Consider the following 20,622-nt stretch of genomic DNA (forward strand, 5'->3'; position numbering starts at 1 on the left):
GTATGGACGATAAGATTAAACAAAATTTTCAACACCAAGTACGTATGGTGATTCCTGAAATGCGCCGCGTCAAACAGATTCATTTTGTAGGGATTGGCGGTGCTGGTATGGGCGGAATCGCAGAAGTATTGTTGAATGAGGGGTATCATATTACTGGATCTGATATTCAAGAGAATGCCGTAACGCTACGTTTATCAAGTTTAGGCGCAAAAATTTTCTTACAACACGCAGCGGCTAATATTGCAGATGCTAGTGTAGTGGTGGTATCTAGTGCAATAAAACCAGATAATCCAGAAGTTGTTGCTGCGCATGAAGCACGTATTCCAGTGATTCAACGCGCGCAAATGTTAGCTGAAATTATGCGTTTTCGTCATGGGATTGCCGTCGCAGGAACACACGGTAAAACAACAACAACAGCAATGATTGCGATGATTTATGCCCAAGCGAAATTAGATCCAACTTTTGTGAATGGTGGTTTAGTTAAATCGGCTGGTACCAATGCGCATTTAGGTTTAAGTCGTTATTTAATTGCAGAGGCAGATGAAAGTGATGCTTCTTTTTTACATCTCCAGCCAATGGTATCTGTCGTAACAAATATTGAGCCAGATCATATGGATACCTATCATGGTGATTTTGAGGAAATGAAGCAAACTTATATTAATTTCTTACATAATTTGCCATTTTATGGGTTAGCCGTATTGTGTGCAGATGATCCTGTCTTACAAACTTTATTACCTAAGGTAGGACGACAAATTATTACTTATGGTTTTAGTGAACACGCAGATTATCGAATTGATAATTATAGCCAAACAGGTTTTCAAGGGCACTATACCGTGATTTGTCCAAATGGAGAAAAAATCGAAGTGTTATTAAATGTGCCTGGGCGCCATAATGCGTTAAATGCAACGGCAGCATTGGTGGTGGCAAAAGAAGAGGGGATTGATAATGCGGCGATTTTAGCGGCATTAGCAGATTTTCAAGGGGCAGGTAGACGTTTCGATCAATTAGGTTCATTTATTCGTCCAAATGGTAAAGTGATGCTAATTGATGATTATGGTCATCACCCAACGGAAGTGAATGTAACCATTCAAGCTGCGCGCCAAGGTTGGGAAAATAAACGGATTGTGATGATTTTCCAGCCACACCGTTATAGTCGTACTCGTGATTTATTTGATGATTTTGTACAAGTATTATCACAAGTTGATGTATTAATTATGTTAGATGTGTATTCCGCTGGCGAACCACCAATTACTGGAGCAGATAGTCGATCTTTATGCCGATCAATTCGTAATTTAGGTAAAATTGACCCAATTTTCCTTGCTGATCCTGCGCAATTACCAGAAATTATGGATCAAGTATTACAAGATGGCGATCTTATTTTGGCACAAGGTGCAGGGAATGTAAGTAAACTCTCTCGTCAACTCGTAGAGTTATGGAGTAAATAATGGATATTCAACAATTAAAACAAGAAAAAATTGCCGTATTATTAGGTGGACATTCCGCAGAAAGAGATGTGTCATTGGCGTCAGGTGCGGCAGTGTTAGAAGCGTTACGTTCAGAAGGCTTTGATGCCTATCCTATTGATCCTAAAACTTTTCCAGTAGAAGAATTAAAAAAACAGGGGTTTCAACGTGTTTTTAATATTTTACACGGGCGTGGTGGAGAAGATGGCTCATTACAAGGATTGTTGGAACAATTAGGTATTCCTTATACAGGGTGTGGTGTGATGGCATCGGCATTAACGATGGATAAAATGCGCACGAAATTACTCTGGAAAGCGGTGGGCTTACCTACTGCAGAAATGGAAGTGATTACTAAACAAACGCGTGCTGAATTAAATTCTGAAGCGATTGTGGCTAAACTGGGACTACCATTAATGGTAAAACCATCATTAGAGGGATCAAGTGTTGGTTTAACAAAAGTGAAGCAAATTGAAGAACTTGTGGCGGCAGTTGATTTAGCGTTAACACATGATGATACGGTATTGATTGAGGAGTGGTTAGCGGGACAGGAGTTTTCGGTTCCAGTGTTAGACGGAGAAGTATTACCTTCAATATTAATCAAACCAGCAGGTGAATTTTATGATTATGAAGCGAAATATATTTCAGATAAAACACAATATTTCTGCCCATCTGGGTTGAGTGAGGAGCGTGAAATAGAACTTCGTCAATTAGTCAAACGTGCTTATGATATTGTTGGCTGTCGTGGGTGGAGCCGTATTGATGTGATGACTAATGCAGATGGACAATTTAGATTGGTTGAAGTGAATACTAATCCAGGAATGACAAGCCATAGCTTATTCCCAATGGCAGCAAAAGTAGTTGGGTATCGTTTTTCTCAATTAGTGGTTAAAATTTTGGAGTTAAGTGCTAAATGAGAACCCGCACAAAATATACTTCGCATGTGATTCGTAACAATACATCGCCTACTTATCATAATTATGCTAAACAAAGGAAAAGTGAGGCATTGATTAGCCTAAAGGGGTGGGTAAAATTAATTTTAACGTTCACGATCGCGAGTGTTCTCTATTACGGTTATTCACATCGCTTTGATTGGTTGGATAAACTTGATGTTTCGCCAATTCACTCATTTAATCTAATGGGAAAGCCGTTATTTACGACCACTAATGACGTACGAGAAATGTTAAAAAAATATGCAGATACGCATCAAGGATTGAGAGGATATTTTGGGCAAGATGTTGAATCAATTGAAAAAATGTTTGAATCATTGTCGTGGATTAAATCAATTTCAATTCGTAAAATTTGGCCAGCACAATTAAATATTAGTGTAATGGAATATATTCCTGCTGCAAAATGGAATGAGGTCAACTATTTAACTTCCGACGGCACAATTTTTAGCTTACCAAAAGGGAAAATAAATGATGATAATTTACCGCATCTTTCTGGTCCAGATTTTCAAGGTATTATTGCGCTAAAAACTTGGCATGATTTAAATAAAATTCTGAAAACAAAAAATATAAGTTTAAAATTTGTATCAGTTGATGATCGAGGTTCGTGGAATGTAACTTTATCTAATGATATGATATTAAAACTTGGGAGAGGTGAATGGCGAGATAAAATTGATCGTTTTTTAACTATTTATCCGCAAATTGAAATTCCTGAGAATAAGAAAATTGCCTATATTGATTTAAGATATAATACTGGTGCAGCAGTCAGTTTTACTGATATACCAAAATATATTGAAAAAACAGAAGATAATTAAGTGATGAATAATTATGGCTAAAATTGATGAACCACAAATTATTGTCGGATTAGAAATCGGCACATCGAAAGTTATTGCTGTTGTTGGTGAGTTATTGCCTGACGGTGTAGTAAATGTTATCGGTGTTGGAAGTTGTCCGTCAAAAGGTATTGATAAAGGAAGTATTACAGATTTAGAAGCGGTGGTGAATTCGATTCGACGAGCGATTGAAGCTGCAGAATCTGTTGCTGATTTAAAATTAATCGCTAGAGTTACCTTAGCCATTACAGGCGAACATATTAAAAGCTTAAATGAGAGTGGGTTTGTTGCCTTATCTGGTGAGGTAACACCAGTAGAGGTTGACGAAGCAATGCATATTGCAAGCTCGGTTAAAGTAGGCGATGGATTAACTGTGTTGCACGTTATTCCGCAAGAATATGCAGTTGATCAGCAAATGAATATTAAAAACCCGCTTGGTTTACAAGGTGTTCGTTTAACAGCACAAGCCCATCTAATTGCTTGCCATCAAGATTGGTTGGTGAATTTACGTAAAGCTGTAGAGCGCAGTGGTTTGAAAGTAGATGATATTGTTTTCTCAGGATTAGCATCTAGTTATTCTGTATTAAGTGAAGAAGAAAAGGAACTTGGTGTCTGTTTGATTGATATTGGCGCTGGAACAATGGAGATTTTAGTCTTCACAGATGGTGCTTTACGTTATAGTAAAGTCATTCCTCATGCGGGTAATCGTGTAACTGACGATGTTGCGCAAGGTATTTTTACCTCAAGAACGAACTCAGAAAATATCAAAGTGAATTATGGTTGCGCCGTATTGCCTTCAGCATATGAAAATCGGAAAGCCTCAGCAGATAAAGTAATTGAGGTACCTGGAATAGGTGGTCGTAAATCACAGAAAATAACAAAAGAATTCTTATCGTTGATTATTTCTTCACGTTATAAAGAGTTATTAGGGCAGGTAAATAAAGAGTTAGAGATATTGAAACAGCAGTTAAAAGAGAATAATGTACCGTCTGAATTGATTGCTGGTGTAGTATTAACTGGTGGTGGCGCATTAATTGATGGTATGTTGGAGTGTGCAACAGAAGTTTTTGGACAGCAGGTACAAGTAAAAATCGGAACCCCACTTAATATTACTGGTTTAACAGATTATGTTGATAAACCACAATATGCAACAGTGCTAGGATTATTACAATATACTTATTATCAGTCATCAGGAATACAGCCACAAATTAAAGGAATAAGTGGAGAATCATTAAAAACAAACAAAATAGGCAGTTTTGTTAAAAAATTTTTTAATAAAGTGAAGTCTGAGTTTTGAGATTCTTTATTTTTGGCATACAATAAACAGAATGTCATAATGTTTTTAAATGGTTATATAAGAGAGAGCAAATATGTTATTTGAACCTATTGACGAAATAGTTCAAGATGCTGTTATTAAAGTCATCGGCGTTGGTGGTGGTGGCGGTAACGCATTAAACCACATGGTGCAAGATGAATTCAATGGTGTTGAATTCTTTTCAGTAAATACTGATGCACAAGCACTTCGTAAAAGTCTAGCGCCACAAACAATTCAAATTGGCGCTGAAATTACCAAAGGTCTTGGAGCTGGTGCGAAACCAGATATTGGACGCCAAGCAGCAGAGGAAGATCGTGAAGCCTTACGTAATATGTTAGAAGGGGCGGATATGGTATTTATCGCGGCAGGAATGGGCGGTGGTACAGGAACAGGTGCAGCGCCAATAATTGCTCAAGTAGCAAAAGAGTTGGGTATTTTGACTGTTGCAGTGGTAACAAAACCGTTCAAGTTTGAAGGGAAAAAACGAATGCAGTTTGCCGAATCAGGTATCCAAGAGCTGGCTAAGTATGTGGATTCTCTGATTACAATTCCAAATGATAAATTATTAAAAGTATTAGGTAAAAATATCTCATTCCTTGAGGCATTAGGTGCGGCGAATGATGTTTTACGTAATGCAGTACGTGGTATTTCAGATATCATCACTTCCCCAGGCTTAATTAACGTTGACTTTGCAGACGTAAGAACGGTAATGTCAGAAATGGGATACGCTATGATGGGAACGGGAATTGCATCAGGTGAAGTGGGTGATGGACGTGCTGAAAAAGCTGCACAGGAGGCGATTGCTAGCCCATTATTAGAAGATATTGATATTTCTGGTGCAAAAGGCGTATTAGTAAATATTACGACGAGCGGTTTCAATTTTGCAATGGGGGAATTTGAAGCAGTAGGTGAAACTATTCATGCTTTTGCTGCAGAAGATGCCACTGTAGTTATTGGTACCAGCGTGAATCCAGATTTGCCTGAAAATGAATTGCGAGTAACGATTGTTGCAACAGGGATTGGTAATCGTAATGTAACAGGTGAACCACGCCTTGAGATTGTGGCAAATAACCCGCAAAATGAGGCTAAAAATATTGGTTATCAATTACCGCCATTAAGCGAAACTGCACATATTGATCAATTCAGTAGAACGATTGAGAATTCAGTGGGTGGCGCAAGTAATGGTAATGCAGTGAAGAAAACTGCAGTAGATGAGTCAAAATTATTTGATATACCAACTTTCTTGCGTAAAAACGCGAATTAAAAATAAGCAATGAAAAGTTTCAATGATAATTAATCATTGGTAACTGGAGTCATTATGATGAGACAAAGAACATTAAAACAAAGTGTAAAAGTTACAGGAATCGGGCTTCATAGTGGTAAGAAAGTTACGCTTACGTTACGCCCAGCGCCTGTAAATACTGGTATTATTTATTGTCGTACTGATTTACCAGAAGTGGTTTCTTTTGTGGCGGATCCACATCTGATCCGAGATACAACACTTTGTACTTGTATGATCAATGATGATGGTGTGCGTATTTCTACTGTTGAACATCTTAATTCTGCTTTAGCTGGATTAGGAATTGATAACATCATCATTGAAGTTGATGCGCCAGAAATTCCAATTATGGACGGTAGTGCAAGCCCATTTGTTTATTTACTGTTAGATGCTGGAATTGAGGAACAAGACGCTGCGAAGAAATTTCTTCGCATTAAGAAGAATATACGTGTTGAAGATGGCGATAAATGGGCGGAATTTAAGCCATATAATGGTTTTAAATTGGATTTCACTATTAATTTTAAACACCCAGCAATTAGTAATGATGTCGCCCATTATCAATTAGAATTTTCAACAAAAGCATTCATTCAACAAATTAGTCGAGCAAGAACGTTTGGCTTTATGCGTGATATTGAATATTTACAATCTCACGGACTTGCGCTAGGCGGTAGTTTAGATAATGCTATTGTATTAGATGACTATCGTATTTTGAATGAAGAAGGGTTGCGTTTTAAAGATGAATTAGTACGTCATAAATTACTCGATGCGATTGGTGATCTTTATATGGCTGGACACAATATTATTGGTGAGTTTACTGCATATAAATCAGGTCATGATCTTAATAATAAATTAATCCGTGCCGTATTAGCAGACCAAGAGGCATGGGAACTTGTTTCATTAGATGAAAAAGAACAAGCAACACAAGGATATTTGGCGCCTAATCAAGTACTCATTTAATACCATTAAATCTCTTATAACCATAAATTGAAACGCACCATTAGGTGCGTTTTTTATTGATACTATTTTTGATTTCAGATACTTTCATTGATTATTTGCTTGCATCTTGATCTAACTGAGCTAACCAATCCAATTTTTGCTTAATTTTGATTTCCATACCACGTTCATTAGGGAAATAAAGTTTGGTACCTTTTAATGGTTCAGGAAAATAATTTTCACCCGCTGCATAGGCATTTGGTTCATTATGAGCATAGCGATAATTTTTTCCAACACCTAAGTTTTTCATTAATTGGGTTGGCGCATTGCGTAAATGAATAGGCACATCAAAATCAGGATATTCAGTGGCAAGTTTTTTAGCTTGATGAAATGCAAGATAAACTGCGTTACTTTTTGGTGCAGCGGCAAGATAAACAATCGCTTGTGCGATAGCTCTTTCACCCTCAGCAGCTCCCACGCGAGTGTAACAATCCCAAGCATTCAGAGCGATATCCATCGCGCGAGGATCGGCGTTACCAATATCTTCTGAAGCAATCGCTAATAGACGGCGAGCGACATATAAAGGATCGCCACCAGCGGTAATAATCCGAGCATACCAATATAATGCAGCATCTGGCGCCGAACCTCGAATAGATTTATGAACGGCAGAAATCAAGTCATAATACCGATCGCCTTGCTTATCAAAACGTGCTTGCCGCTCACCAAGGATATCGACCATTAATTGTTGAGTAAGCTGTTTACCTTGTGGCGTATCATCTGCCATATCAACCATCAATTCTAAACAGTTTAAGGCTAGGCGGGCATCGCCATTCACATATTCTGCCAACGTATGTAATAATCCATCTTCGAGTTGTAGTGCTAAATTACCGTAACCATTTTTGGGATCAGCAATAGCACGTTGTAGAATATCTACAATATCTGTAATAGCTAAGGATTTTAATAGATACACTCTTGCACGAGATAACAATGCAGGATTGAGCTCAAATGAGGGGTTTTCAGTCGTTGCTCCAATAAAAATAATGGTACCATCTTCAATATAAGGCAAAAACGCATCTTGTTGTGATTTATTGAAACGGTGTACTTCATCGACAAACAGTAAGGTTTGTTGCCCAGCGAATTGATTTTGTTTAGCTCGATCAATCGCTTCACGAATATCTTTTACCCCACTGGTTACTGCAGAAAGGTATTCCACTTTTGCATTTAACCGACAAGCAATAATTTCTGCTAATGTTGTTTTACCTGTTCCAGGTGGTCCCCATAAAATCATGGAGTGAGCATGACCTGCTTCAATTGCTTTGCGTAGTGGCTTACCTTTATCTAATAGATGCGTCTGCCCAAAATAATTGTCTAGTGTTGTAGGACGCATTCGAGCAGCCAATGGGCGAAAATCATCATTGGCAAAGTTAAGATCTAAGTTATTCATTTATTAGTTACTACTTTTACGTTGATCATCTAATTCAGCACCTTTTGGTAACGTAAATTTAAACAACGAATTAGGTAATTCAGCGGTATTGATATTGCGTAAAATATAGAGATTAGCTTGTCCATCTTTTTCAATCGTACTAAAGCTATTCAATAGCCCATCGGCATTAATTTTAATCGTAAATTGTTTGATATGGCTTTTATTATTACGAGGGGTTAAAGTAAAAACATCATCTTTTTGCTCTACTTGATAATTTGCCCAATGGCGTTGATCATTACTGGTTAATAGAACAAATGGTGTGTTGTTGACTGCGTCATTTACCCAATTTGCAGTAGCTTGTTCGACAAATGGATCATAAAACCATAGGGTTTTACCGTCTGCGATCATTTCACTTTCTTGCGGTGAAGTAATGGTCATTTTAAATAAATTAGGGTGTTTAATTTGTAATGTGCCTTCGCCCTGCTGTATGACTTTTCCATCTGCATCAGAAACTCGTTGTTGGAAGCTGCTACTAAGAGAACTGATATGATTTAAACGTTGCTGTAATTCAGATTTAGCATCTGCTAATGCGTGATTGGTAAAGAGCAATGTTGCAACGCTTAATAAACCGAATAATTTTTGCATAACTTCTCCTTTTAATAACTATTTCTTGGCGCAAGGATCTCACGTTTACCATTAGTTGGCGATGAAAGAATACCTTGTTGTTCCATTTGATCTAAGATACGTGCTGCCCGTGGAAAGCCTAAGCCTAAACGACGTTGTAAGAATGAGGCAGAAGTATTGCCACTGCTTAATACAACCTCTACTGCTTCATCAAATTTTTCATCAAGATCACCACTGTTGCTATCGCTATTATTTGAATCATCATTCTCTTCGCTATTTTCAACAATTTCTGCTAAATAGTTCGGTTTGCCCCTTGCTCGCCAATCGCTCGCGACTCGGACGACTTCATCATCAGTCATATAAGCACCGTGTACTCGAATAAGATCACCTTGACCAGAATAGAGCATATCTCCTTTACCAAGTAGGGCTTCTGCGCCAGATTGGTCTAAAATAGTGCGAGAATCAATTTTACTTGCGACAGTAAAAGCAATACGGCTTGGAATATTCGCTTTAATTAATCCAGTAATTACATCTACCGATGGGCGCTGGGTGGCGAGAATTAAATGAATACCGATTGCTCGAGCTTTCTGTGCTAAACGTGCAATTAACTCTTCTACTTGTTTGCCAACAATCATCATTAAATCAGCAAATTCATCGACTATCACAACAATGTAAGGCAATTTTTCTAATGCTGGTGGCATGGAATCCATGGTATCGCCAGGTCGCCAAATTGGGTTTGGAATAGGGAGATTCATTTCGCTAGCTTGGTCAATTTTGCTATTAAACCCTTCAATATTACGAACGTGTAATGCGGTGAGTAGTTGATAACGACGTTCCATTTCATCGACACACCAGCGTAATGCGTTTGCTGCTTTATTCATATCAGTTACGACATTTGTTAGCAAGTGCGGAATATCGTTATACATAGAAAGTTCTACCTGTTTTGGATCAATCATAATGAATTTTACTTCATCAGGTTTGACTTTAAATAACAGACTTAAAATCATCGCATTGACCCCAACTGATTTCCCAGAACCAGTTGATCCTGCGACTAATAGATGTGGCATTTTAGCTAAATCAACAACAACTGTTTTTCCGCTAATATCTTTTCCTAATGCCATGGAAAGTGGTGATTTCGCTTGATGGAACTCATTGCTACTCAACACTTCCCTTAATAATACACTATGGCGTCGATCATTTGGTGTTTCGATACCAATGTAAGGTTTGCCTGGAATAACTTCAGCAATACGAATAGAACGGAACATTAATGCACGCGCTAAATCAGTATCAATACTGGTTACTTTAGCGGCTTTTGTACCTGGTTGTAATTCAATTTCGTAACGTGTTACCACTGGACCAATCGTTACATTACGCACAGTTGCTTGTACCCCAAAATTACGTAATTGGTGTTCAATGCGACGTGAAGTTTCTTGAATTTCTGCTTCAGTAATATTTGTCGTCATTGCTTTTCCTTCATTTAATAAATCAAGGCTTGGTAATGGTGTTGTTGGTTTCACGGTTGAAATGGGATCAGGTTGCAACAATGGGTGGACCAATGTATTAGCATAGGGTTTATAGTTAGGGGAAGTTACCATTGTTTCAGGTAATTCTTCATTTTCATCTGCTGATTCGGTGGATAAGAGATGATGAAGCGTGCCTTCTTGATTTAATGCTTTTGCTCGACTAACTATTTCAGCTTGCTTTTCTTGCTGTATTGCCAAGAATTCTTGTCTTAAACGGTCATCTTGATTGTCATCAACTACTTCGTCATTATTTGTATTAGTTGTTGTTAAATTAACAGTAGGCATTGCTGTTTCAGTTGTACTGTCTGGTTGCCGCCATTGTTCATGTGCTTGAAAAGTAGCAATGTTCTCTTTAGCTGATGAATTTTGTAACGTTGTAGATAAAGAGACTTTAGGTAAATCGGTAATCTCATTTGTATCAAAAACAGGAAATTCAACCTTATTTAAATTGTCTTCTTGAGGTTGAAAAGGGGACTGAGAAAATGCTGTTGTCGTTGTAACTGGCTGCGTTATCGTTTCGGTTGATTCAATGGTAGAACTATTCTCATGGTATGAAGAGCTTTCTGGTGATGTTGTTAAACCAAAAATCGTAGGGTTAACAAATTGATCTTGTTGTATAGTTGTTACAGCAGTGTTATTAGAGGTAACTTCAGTAACTCTATCAGATTGTCTTGGTAATGGTAATTCAATTTGTTCATAATTATCGAGGGGTTTTGCAGTTTCTATGGTTGGTTCTTCTATTGATTTATTTTCATCTGATGTGTTTTCATCATTAGCCATAAGCCAATGATAAAAACGAGAGAAGTTTTTAATAAAGGAATGACCTATAGAAAGGATAAAGCCGATAATTAATGTGGTAAGAGTGATTAGTGATAAAATCCATGTACCAACATAAGGTATAACAAAATGAGAAATAGCAGCTCCAATTACACCACCAGAAAGATGATAGGGACTATTAGGTAAATAGAGTGCAGCAAGTGTAGCTAAGCTAATCAAAAATAAGAAAAAGCCAAAGGTACGCAAGAAGAAAATTCCACCTTTAAATTCAGTAATAGGGTGATAGCGTAGCAGGTAAAGTGGGATTAAAAAGACAAAAAATGGAATTAAATTCCCAACAGACCCAAATAAGGCAAATATAATATCAATTAACCAAGCGCCTACAACACCAGCTTTATTAACAATAACAGTTTGGTTACTTGCTATCGTCCAAGCATTATCCTCAGGATAATATGATGTCCAAGCAACTAATAAATATAAGCCAAAACAAGCAATTAAAAATAGCCCTAGATTAAAGAGATAAAGATTTGAACTAAGGTATTCTCTTTTGATTTCAACTTGCTTGAACTGGGATAAATTGAGGTTATTGAGTTTGATATTTTTAATTTTATTCATCATTGTTTTTGATATATTTTTTATCTAGTTTTTAGCACCAATTTAGGTTGCTATGATAACAACTCAAATTGGGTTAGACAAATTAAGAGTTAGATGATTTCTAACTATAATATTAAATTATTTAGTATAGATAGAATGATAGATAATGTTTTTGTGTGAATATAATTTGTTAATCATTAGATAGGTAGTATAAGTTTTTTAGATACATTTAACTACCGCACTTCTTCTTAAAAAGTGCGGTAATTATAACAGCAAGTTTGAAATTGCTATTTTGTTAAATTAGCACGAATATCATTGGCTAATTGTGGGCTGACTTTCTCAAAATGAGCAAGTTGTGCTTCAACAATCGCTTTATCTGTCACGCCTGCTAATGAGGCTGCGAAGTTAGCCGCTGTGCGTGCTTTTTGTCCTTCATCAAATAGATTATATAACGCCGCGGGTTGGCTGTAGTAATCTTCATCATATTCTCTGAAGTTAAAGTGTGCCGCTTCACGCTCTAGCGTTAAGGCTGGTGCTTGGTCGTGAGTTGGTACATAAGTTGCGAAGCGGTTTGGTGCATAGTTAGGGTGTGCACCCCCGTTGTGATCGACACGCATTGCTCCGTCACGGTGTGTGGTGTGATATGGGCATTTTGGTGCGTTCACTGGGATTTGGTGATGGTTTACCCCTAAGCGATAACGCTGTGCATCTTGGTATGAGAACAAGCGACCTTGTAACATACGATCTGGTGAGAAACCAATGCCTGGTACGATGTTAGACGGTGCAAATGCGGCTTGCTCTACTTCTGCAAAATAGTTTTCTGGGTTGCGGTTTAACTCTAACACGCCTAAATCGATTAATGGGTAATCCTTATGTGGCCATACTTTGGTTAAGTCAAAGGCATAGTTATGTTTTAACGCATCTGCTTCTGGCATCACTTGCACTTTCACGTCCCAACGTGGAAATTCGCCACGTTCAATCGCAAAGAAGAGATCTTCTTGTGCTGACTCGCGGTTTTCACCCACCACTTTTGCTGCTTCTTCGTTGGTGTAGTAACGGTGACCTTGTTGTGTTTTGAAGTGGAATTTCACCCAAAAACGCTCATTGTTTGCATTGATAAAGCTGTAAGTGTGGCTACCGTAACCATTTAAGTGACGATAATCTGTTGGAATACCACGATCACTGAATAAGATCATAATTTGGTGTAGTGACTCTGGGTGTTTAGACCAGAAATCCCACGCTGCATCTGCATTACGCAAGTTCGTTTTCGGATCACGTTTTTGTGTATGGATAAAATCAGGGAATTTCAACGGATCACGGATAAAGAACACGGGCGTGTTATTGCCGACTAAATCCCAGTTGCCTTGTTCTGTGTAGAATTTTAAAGAAAAACCACGCACATCACGCTCAGCATCCGCCGCACCACGCTCCCCTGCTACAGTTGAGAAACGCAATAATACGTCTGTTTTTTTACCGACTTCGGAAAATAATGCCGCTTTAGAATATTTAGAAATATCGTGGGTCACGGTGAACGTGCCAAATGCAGCCGAACCTTTTGCGTGCACTACACGCTCAGGAATACGCTCACGCGCAAAGTGGGCTAATTTTTCTTGAAACCATACATCTTGTAAAAGCAATGGCCCTTTCGCCCCTGCACTCATTGTATTATCGTTATCAACAACAGGTGAGCCTGCTGCTGTGGTTAATGTGGTTGATTGATGATCAAATGGACATTTTAACATAATTGTTTCCTTATGAAGTAAGTTAGGGGTTATATTGGTAAAAACTATTAATAATTTTATTTTTTATTATTATTACCTATCATAAGATGAATGATAATCTATTCTTTTAATAGTTATAATATATGAAAATTTATAAGATAATATCTTGACGAGGGAGTGGGTATTTGGCAAAAATTTTGTTGATTTTAATGAATGATGACAGTAATTAAGTTCAGTGTAATTCTTTATTTAGGAACTTACTGAACTTAATTTGATAAATAAGCTTACTTGAGTAATAAGAAATTTGTTTGTTTAACTTCTTCCATCACTACATAAGTGCGAGTGTCATTTACCCCTGGTAAACGCAATAATGTTGTACCCAGTAATTTACGATAGGCTGCCATATCGGCTACACGCGTTTTTAATAAATAATCAAAATCACCAGAAACAAGATGACACTCTTGGATTTCATCTAGATCTTGCACAGCACGATTAAATTCTTCAAAGACATCAGGCTTGCCGCGTACTAGCGTAATTTCAACAATGACTAATAGTGGTGAATCGAGTAATTCAGGATTGAGCAATGCGCGATACCCCATAATTACACCTTGTTTTTCTAAACGTTTGACACGTTCTAAACAAGGAGTAGGTGATAAACCAACGCGTTTTGATAATTCGATATTAGAAATTTTTCCGTTGTGCTGGAGTTCATTAAGAATTTTGATATCGATGGCATCAAGTGATTTAGCCATTTTTTTTTGACGCATGTTTTTAATCCTTTTGAGGTGGATAACGTATTTTTTATTATAGTAGATTTCAGATTAAAAGACATCAGCCGTACTTTGTACGGCTGATGTTGTTATGGTAATAATGCTTCTTGATCTGCACCTTCTTTATCGACTTTTGGTGGCAACATATGTTCACGTTTTAAACCAAAATTCAATGCTAATGCAATCGCGATATAGATCGATGAATAAGTACCAAAACCAATCCCGATTAATAGTGCTAATGAGAAACTGTGGATTGTTGGTCCACCAAATAGCAATAAAGCAATGACTACAATCAATGTAGTAATTGATGTCATCAAGGTTCTTGATAAGGTTTGACTTAACGAAATATTGATAATTTCTACTGTTGAAGCTCGGCGAATCTTACGGAAGTTTTCCCGTACACGATCGAATACTACAATACTATCGTTCAATGAATAACCAATTATCGATAAAATAGCAGCAACGAAAGTTAGGTCAATTTCTACTTGTAATGCAGAGAACACGCCGACTGTTACAATAACGTCATGTGCTAAGGAGAGAATTGCCCCTAATGCAAGACGCCATTCAAAACGGAATCCTACATAAATTAATAGCATTGCTAAGGTAATTAAAGTGGCATAAATCGCAGAAACAGTAAGTTCTTCACCAACATTTGGTCCGACGAATTCAATACTGCGAATATTAACGTCTTTATCAATACCACTTAGAATAGATTTAATATGTGTACCTAAATTTGGATCATTAAAAGATGCTGGTACACGAACCATAACATCACGCACACCACCAGAGGCTTGTACAACTGCACTGTGTAATCCATTTTCAGTTAGAACTTCACGTACTTTTGGTAAATCTGCTGGTTGTGAGAACGTGGTATCAATAACAGTACCGCCAGTAAAGTCTAGCCCCCAGTTAAAGCCTTTTGTAATAATGAAGAATAATGAAATTGCTATGACTAAAATAGAGAAGCTATATGCCACTACACGATAACGCATAAAGTGGAATAGCTTGTATGGGAACTTGATATCATTAAGACATTCAGTTTGATTATCTACATTTGTTGAATTTTTCATGCTAATTGATTCCATCCCTAAATCGATAACTTACTGAGTCGTTTACCACCATAGAGGAAGTTCACGATAGCACGAGTACCAGTAATTGCAGTAAACATTGAAATGGCAACACCAAGAGACAACGTAATTGCGAAACCTTTTACGGGACCTGTTCCTGCTGCATAAAGAATGATAGCAGTTAGAATAGTAGTTAAGTTTGCATCGAAGATACTTGAAAATGCACCATTATATCCTTCGTTAATTGCCTGTTGAATTGAGCGACCATTGCGTAACTCTTCTTTTATCCGTTCAAAGATCAGGACATTAGCATCGACCGACATCCCTACGGATAACACAATCCCAGCAATACCTGGCATTGATAAGGTTGCACCTGGAATTAACGACATTACACCAACAAGAATAATAATATTGGCAATTAAGGCGATATTTGCGATCAAGCCAAATTTACGATAGTAAAGCACCATAAATAATACAACAATGGCTAATCCCCAGAAGCTCGCTTTTAATCCTTGTTCAATGTTTTGTGTTCCTAATGATGGACCGATAGTGCGTTCTTCTACGATTTGAATTGGAGCAATGAGAGCACCAGAACGTAATAATACAGAGAGGTTTTGAGCTTCTGCTGGTGAATCAATACCTGTAATACGGAATGTATTACCAAGGCGAGATTGGATTGTAGCAACGTTAATAACTTCTTCGTGTTTGATTAAGATTGCTTTACCGTTAGCATCTTTTTGACCGCTATCTTTGTATTCACTATAAACAGTTGCCATTGGTTTACCAATTGCGGTTTTAGTCGCTTCAGACATAATATTTCCGCCTTCGCTATCCAATGAGATGTTTACTTGTGGGCGACCGTATTCATCATTACCAGAATTTGCATCCGTAATATGTTCACCCCCTAAAATAGTTTTACGATAAACCACAACAGGTCTACCATTGCGGTCATGTTGTAATTCAGAGTCAGATGGCACCATACCATTCTCTGCTGCAGCAACGTTTGCAGTTTGGTTTACCATACGGAATTCTAAAGTTGCAGTTGCACCTAAAATTTCTTTAGCTCGTGCAGTGTCTTGCACACCTGGTAATTCAACGACAATACGTTCTGCACCTTGTTGTTGAACGACAGGTTCTGCTACCCCTAATTCATTTACCCGTTTACGCAAAATAGTGATGTTTTGTTCTACCGCACTGGTTTTCAAACGAGTAAGTTCAGTTTCAGAAAGGGTTAAAGTAACGTTTTGACCATTACTGATAACATCCCAATTTGGATGTTTACGTTTTAAAACACGAACGACATTTTCAGGTGAGATTTGATCGGCTAATGTGATTACAGTGGAATAATTATCACCTGATTGTAATGCTTTATAGACAAATTTTTCTTTACGTAACTCGGTGCGAAGATTGTCTTGTAGTTGTTCTTGTTGTTTCGCTAAAACTGACTTGAGATCTACTTCCATTAAGAAACGCACTCCACCACGCAAATCGAGCCCTAGCTTCAATGGACTAGCCCCAATATTAGTGAGCCAATTTGGTGTTGCTGGCGCAAGATTTAGTGCAACAGAGTAATTATTGCCTAGTTTTTCTAGAATTTTATCTTTTGCGAGTAATTGTTCGTCTGTACTGCTAAATTTCGCCAGAATAGATCCATTCTCTAATGCAATAGATTTAATCGGAAGTTTATTTTGTTCGAGAACTTGACGAACGTCAGTTAATGTTTGTTCAGTGGCGACTTGTCCGCGAGTGCCAGAAATTTGGACAGCAGGATCTTCACCATAAAGATTTGGAAGGGCATATAAAATGCCGATGGCGACCACAAAGATCACCATCAGATTCTTCCATAAAGGGTAACGATTTAACACAATTAAATGCCTTTATGAAAATGAAAAATTAAAATGTTTTAATAGAGCCTTTTGGTAAAACAGCTGCAATGAAATCTCTTTTAATAGTGACTTCAGTAGTTGCATTTAATGCAACAACAATATATTGGTTTTCATTGTCAGTAGGGATTTTGGTAATTTTACCTAATAGCCCACTACTTAATAAAACCTCTTCACCTTTCGCTAAAGAATCCATTAATTTACGATGTTCTTTATTGCGTTTAGATTGAGGACGGAAAATCATAAAATAGAAAATTAAACCGAAAATGACCAATAAGAAGATCATTTGCATACCACCGCCTTGAGCAGCTGCAGCATCAGCAGCATATGCTGTAGAGATAAGACCCATGTTGTTTTCCTTATAAATAACTAATTAAGTAAAAAATAACTCACTTTGTACTTTAACTTTGCATAGCACAAAAAGAGAAAGCTAAAAATAGCACAAAAACACAATCTTGTGAAAATGTTCTTTCCCTGTTGTACTGGGAAGTTGTACTTTTTTTCAGCAAATAATTTCTCTACTTAGTTAAGTAGAGAAATTTGTGATTAGTTTACTTGGTAATGTCCAACGCCAAGTTCATCTTCTTTACGTGTACGGTGCATAACAGCTTGTGGCGATTGTTGAATACGCAAGCTCATTTCATCTTCAGTGCGTACGACTTCACCTCGTAAAGAGTTGGTATAAACATCAGTAATTTTAACATCAACAAACTTACCAATCATGTCTGGAGAACCAACGAAATTCACAATTCGATTGTTTTCAGTGCGTCCCGTTAATTCCATAATGTCTTTTTTCGATGGTCCTTCTACTAGAATACGTTGTTCAGTCCCTAACATACGGCGACTAAATTGTGCAGCCTGTTGATTGATACGTTCTTGTAGTAGGTATAGACGTTGTTTTTTCTCTTCTTCACTGACATCATCTGGCATATCTGCTGCTGGTGTACCAGGTCGAGGAGAATAAATAAAGCTAAAGCTCATATCAAAGTTGACTTGTGCAATGAGATTCATTGTTTGCTCAAAATCTTGGGCTGTTTCTCCAGGGAAACCAACAATAAAATCAGAGCTAATTTGAATATCTGGACGAGCTTCACGCAATTTACGGATAATGGCTTTATATTCTAATGCGGTATGGTTACGTTTCATCATTGTTAATACACGATCTGAACCACTTTGCACAGGTAGATGCAAGAAGCTAACTAATTCGGGTGTATCACGATAAACATCAATAATATCGTCAGTAAACTCGATTGGGTGTGAAGTGGTAAAACGTAAACGATCAATACCGTCAATCGCTGCAACAAGACGTAATAATTCTGCAAACGAACAAATACCGCCGTCATGTGTTGGACCACGATACGCATTGACATTTTGTCCAAGCAGATTAACTTCACGCACGCCCTGTTCTGCAAGTTGGGCAATTTCAAATAAAACATCATCTACTGGACGACTTACTTCTTCGCCACGTGTATAAGGGACAACACAGAATGAACAATATTTATTGCATCCTTCCATAATTGAAACAAATGCGGTTGGGCCTTCTGCTTTTGGTTCTGGTAAGCGGTCAAATTTTTCAATTTCAGGGAAGCTAATATCAACCACAGAACTTTTCCCTCCACGAATTTGATTTACCATTTCTGGTAAGCGATGTAAGGTTTGTGGTCCAAAAATAATATCAACATAAGGTGCACGTTCACGAATGTGTTCGCCTTCTTGTGAAGCAACACAACCACCAACACCAATAATTAAATCAGGATTTTGTTTTTTTAAATCTTTCCAACGACCTAATTGATGGAATACTTTTTCTTGTGCTTTTTCTCGAATGGAGCAAGTATTGAGTAATAGAATATCTGCTTCTTCAGCATTTTCGGTAAGTTCTAAACCATGTGTACTATTTAATAGGTCTGCCATTTTTGCCGAATCGTATTCATTCATTTGGCAACCCCAAGTTTTAATATGTAATTTTTGTGTCATTGCGGTTATTGAAAGTTAACTGATTGAAATAATGAAATTTATGCTATTGAAGATAGCACCGTTCTGAAAATCAGACGCTATTCTACCGATTTATCACAATAATCTCTAGCACTTCATTGAGGTATATTCAGGATTTATTTTCAGTAAGTTTTAGGGGCTATGGATGTTTTGGAGTAGAATAATGTCATTACAAAAAATAGGGTAACAAGATGAACGAGCAGTCTAAACATTATGATTTTATTATTGTAGGTGGTGGTATGGTGGGGGCTGCCTGTGCGGTTGGTCTGGCACAATTAGGGCTAAAAATTTTTGTCGTAGAGCAAGCACCATTATCTGTTTTTTCAGCAGAACAAGATTATGATTTACGGATTTCGGCAATTAGCTCAGGTTCAGTGAAATTATTACAATCGTTAGGTGCTTGGGATTATATTGCTGCACGACGTGTTTGCCCTTATCGTCAACTAAGTACTTGGGAAATTGAGGGCTTTGCGACCACGTTTTCTGCCGAAGAGTTAGGCTTAAGCGAATTGGGTTATATGGTAGAAAATCAGCTTATTCAGGAAGGGTTATGGCACTGTTTTTCTGCCTTTTCAACGATTAATGCTTGTGCAGAAGTACGAATTACACAGGCAGAGCGAATAGAGCAGCAATGGCAATTAACGTTAAGTAGTGGTGAAGTGATTAGTAGCCCTCGAGTGATTGCAGCAGACGGAGCAAATTCACAATGGCGTGAATTTGCTGGCATTGGTGTGACAGGTTGGCGTTATCAGCAAGATTGTTTATTGATATTAGTCGATACTGAAGCAGCACAACAGCAGATGACATGGCAACAATTTTATCCAACAGGGCCAAGAGCATTATTACCATTACAGGGGAAACAAGCCTGTTTAGTTTGGTATGATACGCCAGCAAAGATTGCACAATTAAAACAGTTATCGATGGATAAATTAACTCAAGCCATTATGATGGAATTTCCGAAATGCGTTGGACAAATTACGGCACGAAAATGTGGCGGTTTTGCCTTAACTCGCCGTCATGCTCAGCAATATTATAAAAATGGCGTTATTTTGATTGGCGATGCTGCTCACACGATTCACCCGTTAGCGGGACAGGGTGTTAATTTGGGTTTTAAAGATGTGAAATGCTTATTAGAGAATATAGCGTCTGCTTTAAAACAAGATCAACAACTCAATGAAGATCACTTTTTAGCGAAATATCAACGCCAACGTTATTACGATAATTTATTAATGCAATCGACAATGGATTTCTTTTATAAGGCTTTCCGTTCCCCATTATTGCCAGCAAAAATTGTTCGTAATATTGGTTTAATTGCAGCAGATCGAGCGGGGGTAGTAAAACGTCAAGCGTTAAAATATGCTTTAGGATTATGAGTTATTTTTTAGGATTTGTATGTAGAAAATCAATATTAATCAATGGATCTGCAGCTAAAAATATAACACACTTGTCGCCACTCACCACGCCAGTATAATACGCGGCAA

Annotated in this window: 16 protein-coding genes; 7 read left to right on the plus strand and 9 right to left on the minus strand. The window is 37.6% G+C overall.

The genetic code is table 11. The features are described 5' to 3' along the window. Positions 1-2 precede the first annotated feature (2 nt). From murC to lpxC, 6 genes are all read left to right on the plus strand, one after another. Entirely contained in the window at positions 3-1,445 is a 1,443-nt protein-coding gene (gene murC / locus ACFFHK_RS08710) for a UDP-N-acetylmuramate--L-alanine ligase (RefSeq protein WP_382371531.1), read from the plus strand. Further along, complete coding sequence (locus tag ACFFHK_RS08715) at positions 1,445-2,377, plus strand: D-alanine--D-alanine ligase (protein WP_382371533.1); 933 nt, start codon at positions 1,445-1,447, stop codon at positions 2,375-2,377. Before murC ends, ACFFHK_RS08715 begins: the two co-directional genes overlap by 1 nt. Next, entirely contained in the window at positions 2,374-3,222 is an 849-nt protein-coding gene (locus ACFFHK_RS08720) for a cell division protein FtsQ/DivIB (protein WP_382371535.1), read from the plus strand. Before ACFFHK_RS08715 ends, ACFFHK_RS08720 begins: the two co-directional genes overlap by 4 nt. 13 nt (positions 3,223-3,235) lie before the next feature. After that, positions 3,236-4,537, plus strand: coding sequence for a cell division protein FtsA (gene ftsA / locus ACFFHK_RS08725; RefSeq protein WP_382371537.1), 1,302 nt, complete (start codon positions 3,236-3,238; stop codon positions 4,535-4,537). Positions 4,538-4,610: 73 nt separating this feature from the next. After that, positions 4,611-5,819, plus strand: a complete 1,209-nt coding sequence (gene ftsZ / locus ACFFHK_RS08730; RefSeq protein WP_382371539.1) for a cell division protein FtsZ — start codon at positions 4,611-4,613, stop codon at positions 5,817-5,819. 54 nt (positions 5,820-5,873) lie between these two features. Next, the gene (gene lpxC, locus ACFFHK_RS08735; RefSeq protein ID WP_382371541.1) at positions 5,874-6,791 is read left to right on the plus strand and encodes a UDP-3-O-acyl-N-acetylglucosamine deacetylase; all 918 of its coding nucleotides are present in this window, start codon (positions 5,874-5,876) and stop codon (positions 6,789-6,791) included. A gap of 91 nt (positions 6,792-6,882) precedes the next feature. Here the strand turns inward: lpxC and ACFFHK_RS08740 are convergent, their stop codons facing one another. The 9 genes from ACFFHK_RS08740 to miaB all read right to left on the minus strand — a co-directional run bounded on the left by ACFFHK_RS08740 (position 6,883) and on the right by miaB (position 19,123). Next, positions 6,883-8,211, minus strand: coding sequence for a replication-associated recombination protein A (locus ACFFHK_RS08740; RefSeq protein ID WP_382371543.1), 1,329 nt, complete (start codon positions 8,209-8,211; stop codon positions 6,883-6,885). A gap of 3 nt (positions 8,212-8,214) precedes the next feature. Beyond that, the gene (lolA, locus tag ACFFHK_RS08745) at positions 8,215-8,835 is read right to left on the minus strand and encodes an outer membrane lipoprotein periplasmic chaperone LolA (protein WP_382371545.1); all 621 of its coding nucleotides are present in this window, start codon (positions 8,833-8,835) and stop codon (positions 8,215-8,217) included. An 11-nt stretch (positions 8,836-8,846) separates the two neighbouring features. Next, the gene (locus tag ACFFHK_RS08750) at positions 8,847-11,732 is read right to left on the minus strand and encodes a DNA translocase FtsK (protein WP_382371547.1); all 2,886 of its coding nucleotides are present in this window, start codon (positions 11,730-11,732) and stop codon (positions 8,847-8,849) included. 263 nt (positions 11,733-11,995) lie between these two features. Continuing rightward, a complete protein-coding gene (locus ACFFHK_RS08755) occupies positions 11,996-13,450 on the minus strand; it encodes a catalase (protein ID WP_382371549.1) in 1,455 nt (484 codons plus the stop codon). A gap of 263 nt (positions 13,451-13,713) precedes the next feature. After that, complete coding sequence (gene lrp / locus ACFFHK_RS08760; RefSeq protein ID WP_382371551.1) at positions 13,714-14,196, minus strand: leucine-responsive transcriptional regulator Lrp; 483 nt, start codon at positions 14,194-14,196, stop codon at positions 13,714-13,716. Positions 14,197-14,288: 92 nt separating this feature from the next. Continuing rightward, positions 14,289-15,269 carry a protein translocase subunit SecF gene (secF, locus tag ACFFHK_RS08765; RefSeq protein WP_382371553.1) on the minus strand — a complete coding sequence of 327 codons (981 nt, stop codon included), beginning with the start codon at positions 15,267-15,269 and terminating at the stop codon, positions 14,289-14,291. Between the two features lie 17 nt (positions 15,270-15,286). Then, positions 15,287-17,131, minus strand: coding sequence for a protein translocase subunit SecD (gene secD / locus ACFFHK_RS08770; RefSeq protein WP_382371555.1), 1,845 nt, complete (start codon positions 17,129-17,131; stop codon positions 15,287-15,289). Between the two features lie 28 nt (positions 17,132-17,159). Further along, positions 17,160-17,498 carry a preprotein translocase subunit YajC gene (gene yajC, locus ACFFHK_RS08775; RefSeq protein ID WP_382371557.1) on the minus strand — a complete coding sequence of 113 codons (339 nt, stop codon included), beginning with the start codon at positions 17,496-17,498 and terminating at the stop codon, positions 17,160-17,162. Positions 17,499-17,695: 197 nt separating this feature from the next. Further along, positions 17,696-19,123: a tRNA (N6-isopentenyl adenosine(37)-C2)-methylthiotransferase MiaB gene (gene miaB, locus ACFFHK_RS08780; protein ID WP_382371559.1), complete on the minus strand. Its 1,428-nt coding sequence runs from the start codon at positions 19,121-19,123 to the stop codon at positions 17,696-17,698. A gap of 209 nt (positions 19,124-19,332) precedes the next feature. Here miaB and ACFFHK_RS08785 point away from each other — a divergent pair, with 209 nt between their 5' ends. Further along, positions 19,333-20,514, plus strand: a complete 1,182-nt coding sequence (locus ACFFHK_RS08785; protein ID WP_382371561.1) for an FAD-dependent monooxygenase — start codon at positions 19,333-19,335, stop codon at positions 20,512-20,514. Positions 20,515-20,622: the final 108 nt, after the last annotated feature.

The organism is Gallibacterium trehalosifermentans, from assembly GCF_042433055.1.
Classification (GTDB): domain Bacteria; phylum Pseudomonadota; class Gammaproteobacteria; order Enterobacterales; family Pasteurellaceae; genus Gallibacterium; species Gallibacterium trehalosifermentans.

Bases quoted from the DNA above. Each gene is read 5' to 3' on its own strand.
- ftsA (WP_382371537.1), top strand. From the start codon at position 3,236: ATGGCTAAAATTGATGAACCACAAATTATTGTCGGATTAGAAATCGGC.
- lolA (WP_382371545.1), bottom strand. From the start codon at position 8,835: ATGCAAAAATTATTCGGTTTATTAAGCGTTGCAACATTGCTCTTTACC.
- ACFFHK_RS08715 (WP_382371533.1), top strand. From the start codon at position 1,445: ATGGATATTCAACAATTAAAACAAGAAAAAATTGCCGTATTATTAGGT.
- secF (WP_382371553.1), bottom strand. From the start codon at position 15,269: ATGAAAAATTCAACAAATGTAGATAATCAAACTGAATGTCTTAATGAT.
- yajC (WP_382371557.1), bottom strand. From the start codon at position 17,498: ATGGGTCTTATCTCTACAGCATATGCTGCTGATGCTGCAGCTGCTCAA.
- lpxC (WP_382371541.1), top strand. From the start codon at position 5,874: ATGATGAGACAAAGAACATTAAAACAAAGTGTAAAAGTTACAGGAATC.
- ACFFHK_RS08785 (WP_382371561.1), top strand. From the start codon at position 19,333: ATGAACGAGCAGTCTAAACATTATGATTTTATTATTGTAGGTGGTGGT.
- ACFFHK_RS08750 (WP_382371547.1), bottom strand. From the start codon at position 11,732: ATGATGAATAAAATTAAAAATATCAAACTCAATAACCTCAATTTATCC.
- lrp (WP_382371551.1), bottom strand. From the start codon at position 14,196: ATGCGTCAAAAAAAAATGGCTAAATCACTTGATGCCATCGATATCAAA.
- ftsZ (WP_382371539.1), top strand. From the start codon at position 4,611: ATGTTATTTGAACCTATTGACGAAATAGTTCAAGATGCTGTTATTAAA.
- miaB (WP_382371559.1), bottom strand. From the start codon at position 19,123: ATGACACAAAAATTACATATTAAAACTTGGGGTTGCCAAATGAATGAA.
- murC (WP_382371531.1), top strand. From the start codon at position 3: ATGGACGATAAGATTAAACAAAATTTTCAACACCAAGTACGTATGGTG.
- ACFFHK_RS08740 (WP_382371543.1), bottom strand. From the start codon at position 8,211: ATGAATAACTTAGATCTTAACTTTGCCAATGATGATTTTCGCCCATTG.
- ACFFHK_RS08720 (WP_382371535.1), top strand. From the start codon at position 2,374: ATGAGAACCCGCACAAAATATACTTCGCATGTGATTCGTAACAATACA.
- ACFFHK_RS08755 (WP_382371549.1), bottom strand. From the start codon at position 13,450: ATGTTAAAATGTCCATTTGATCATCAATCAACCACATTAACCACAGCA.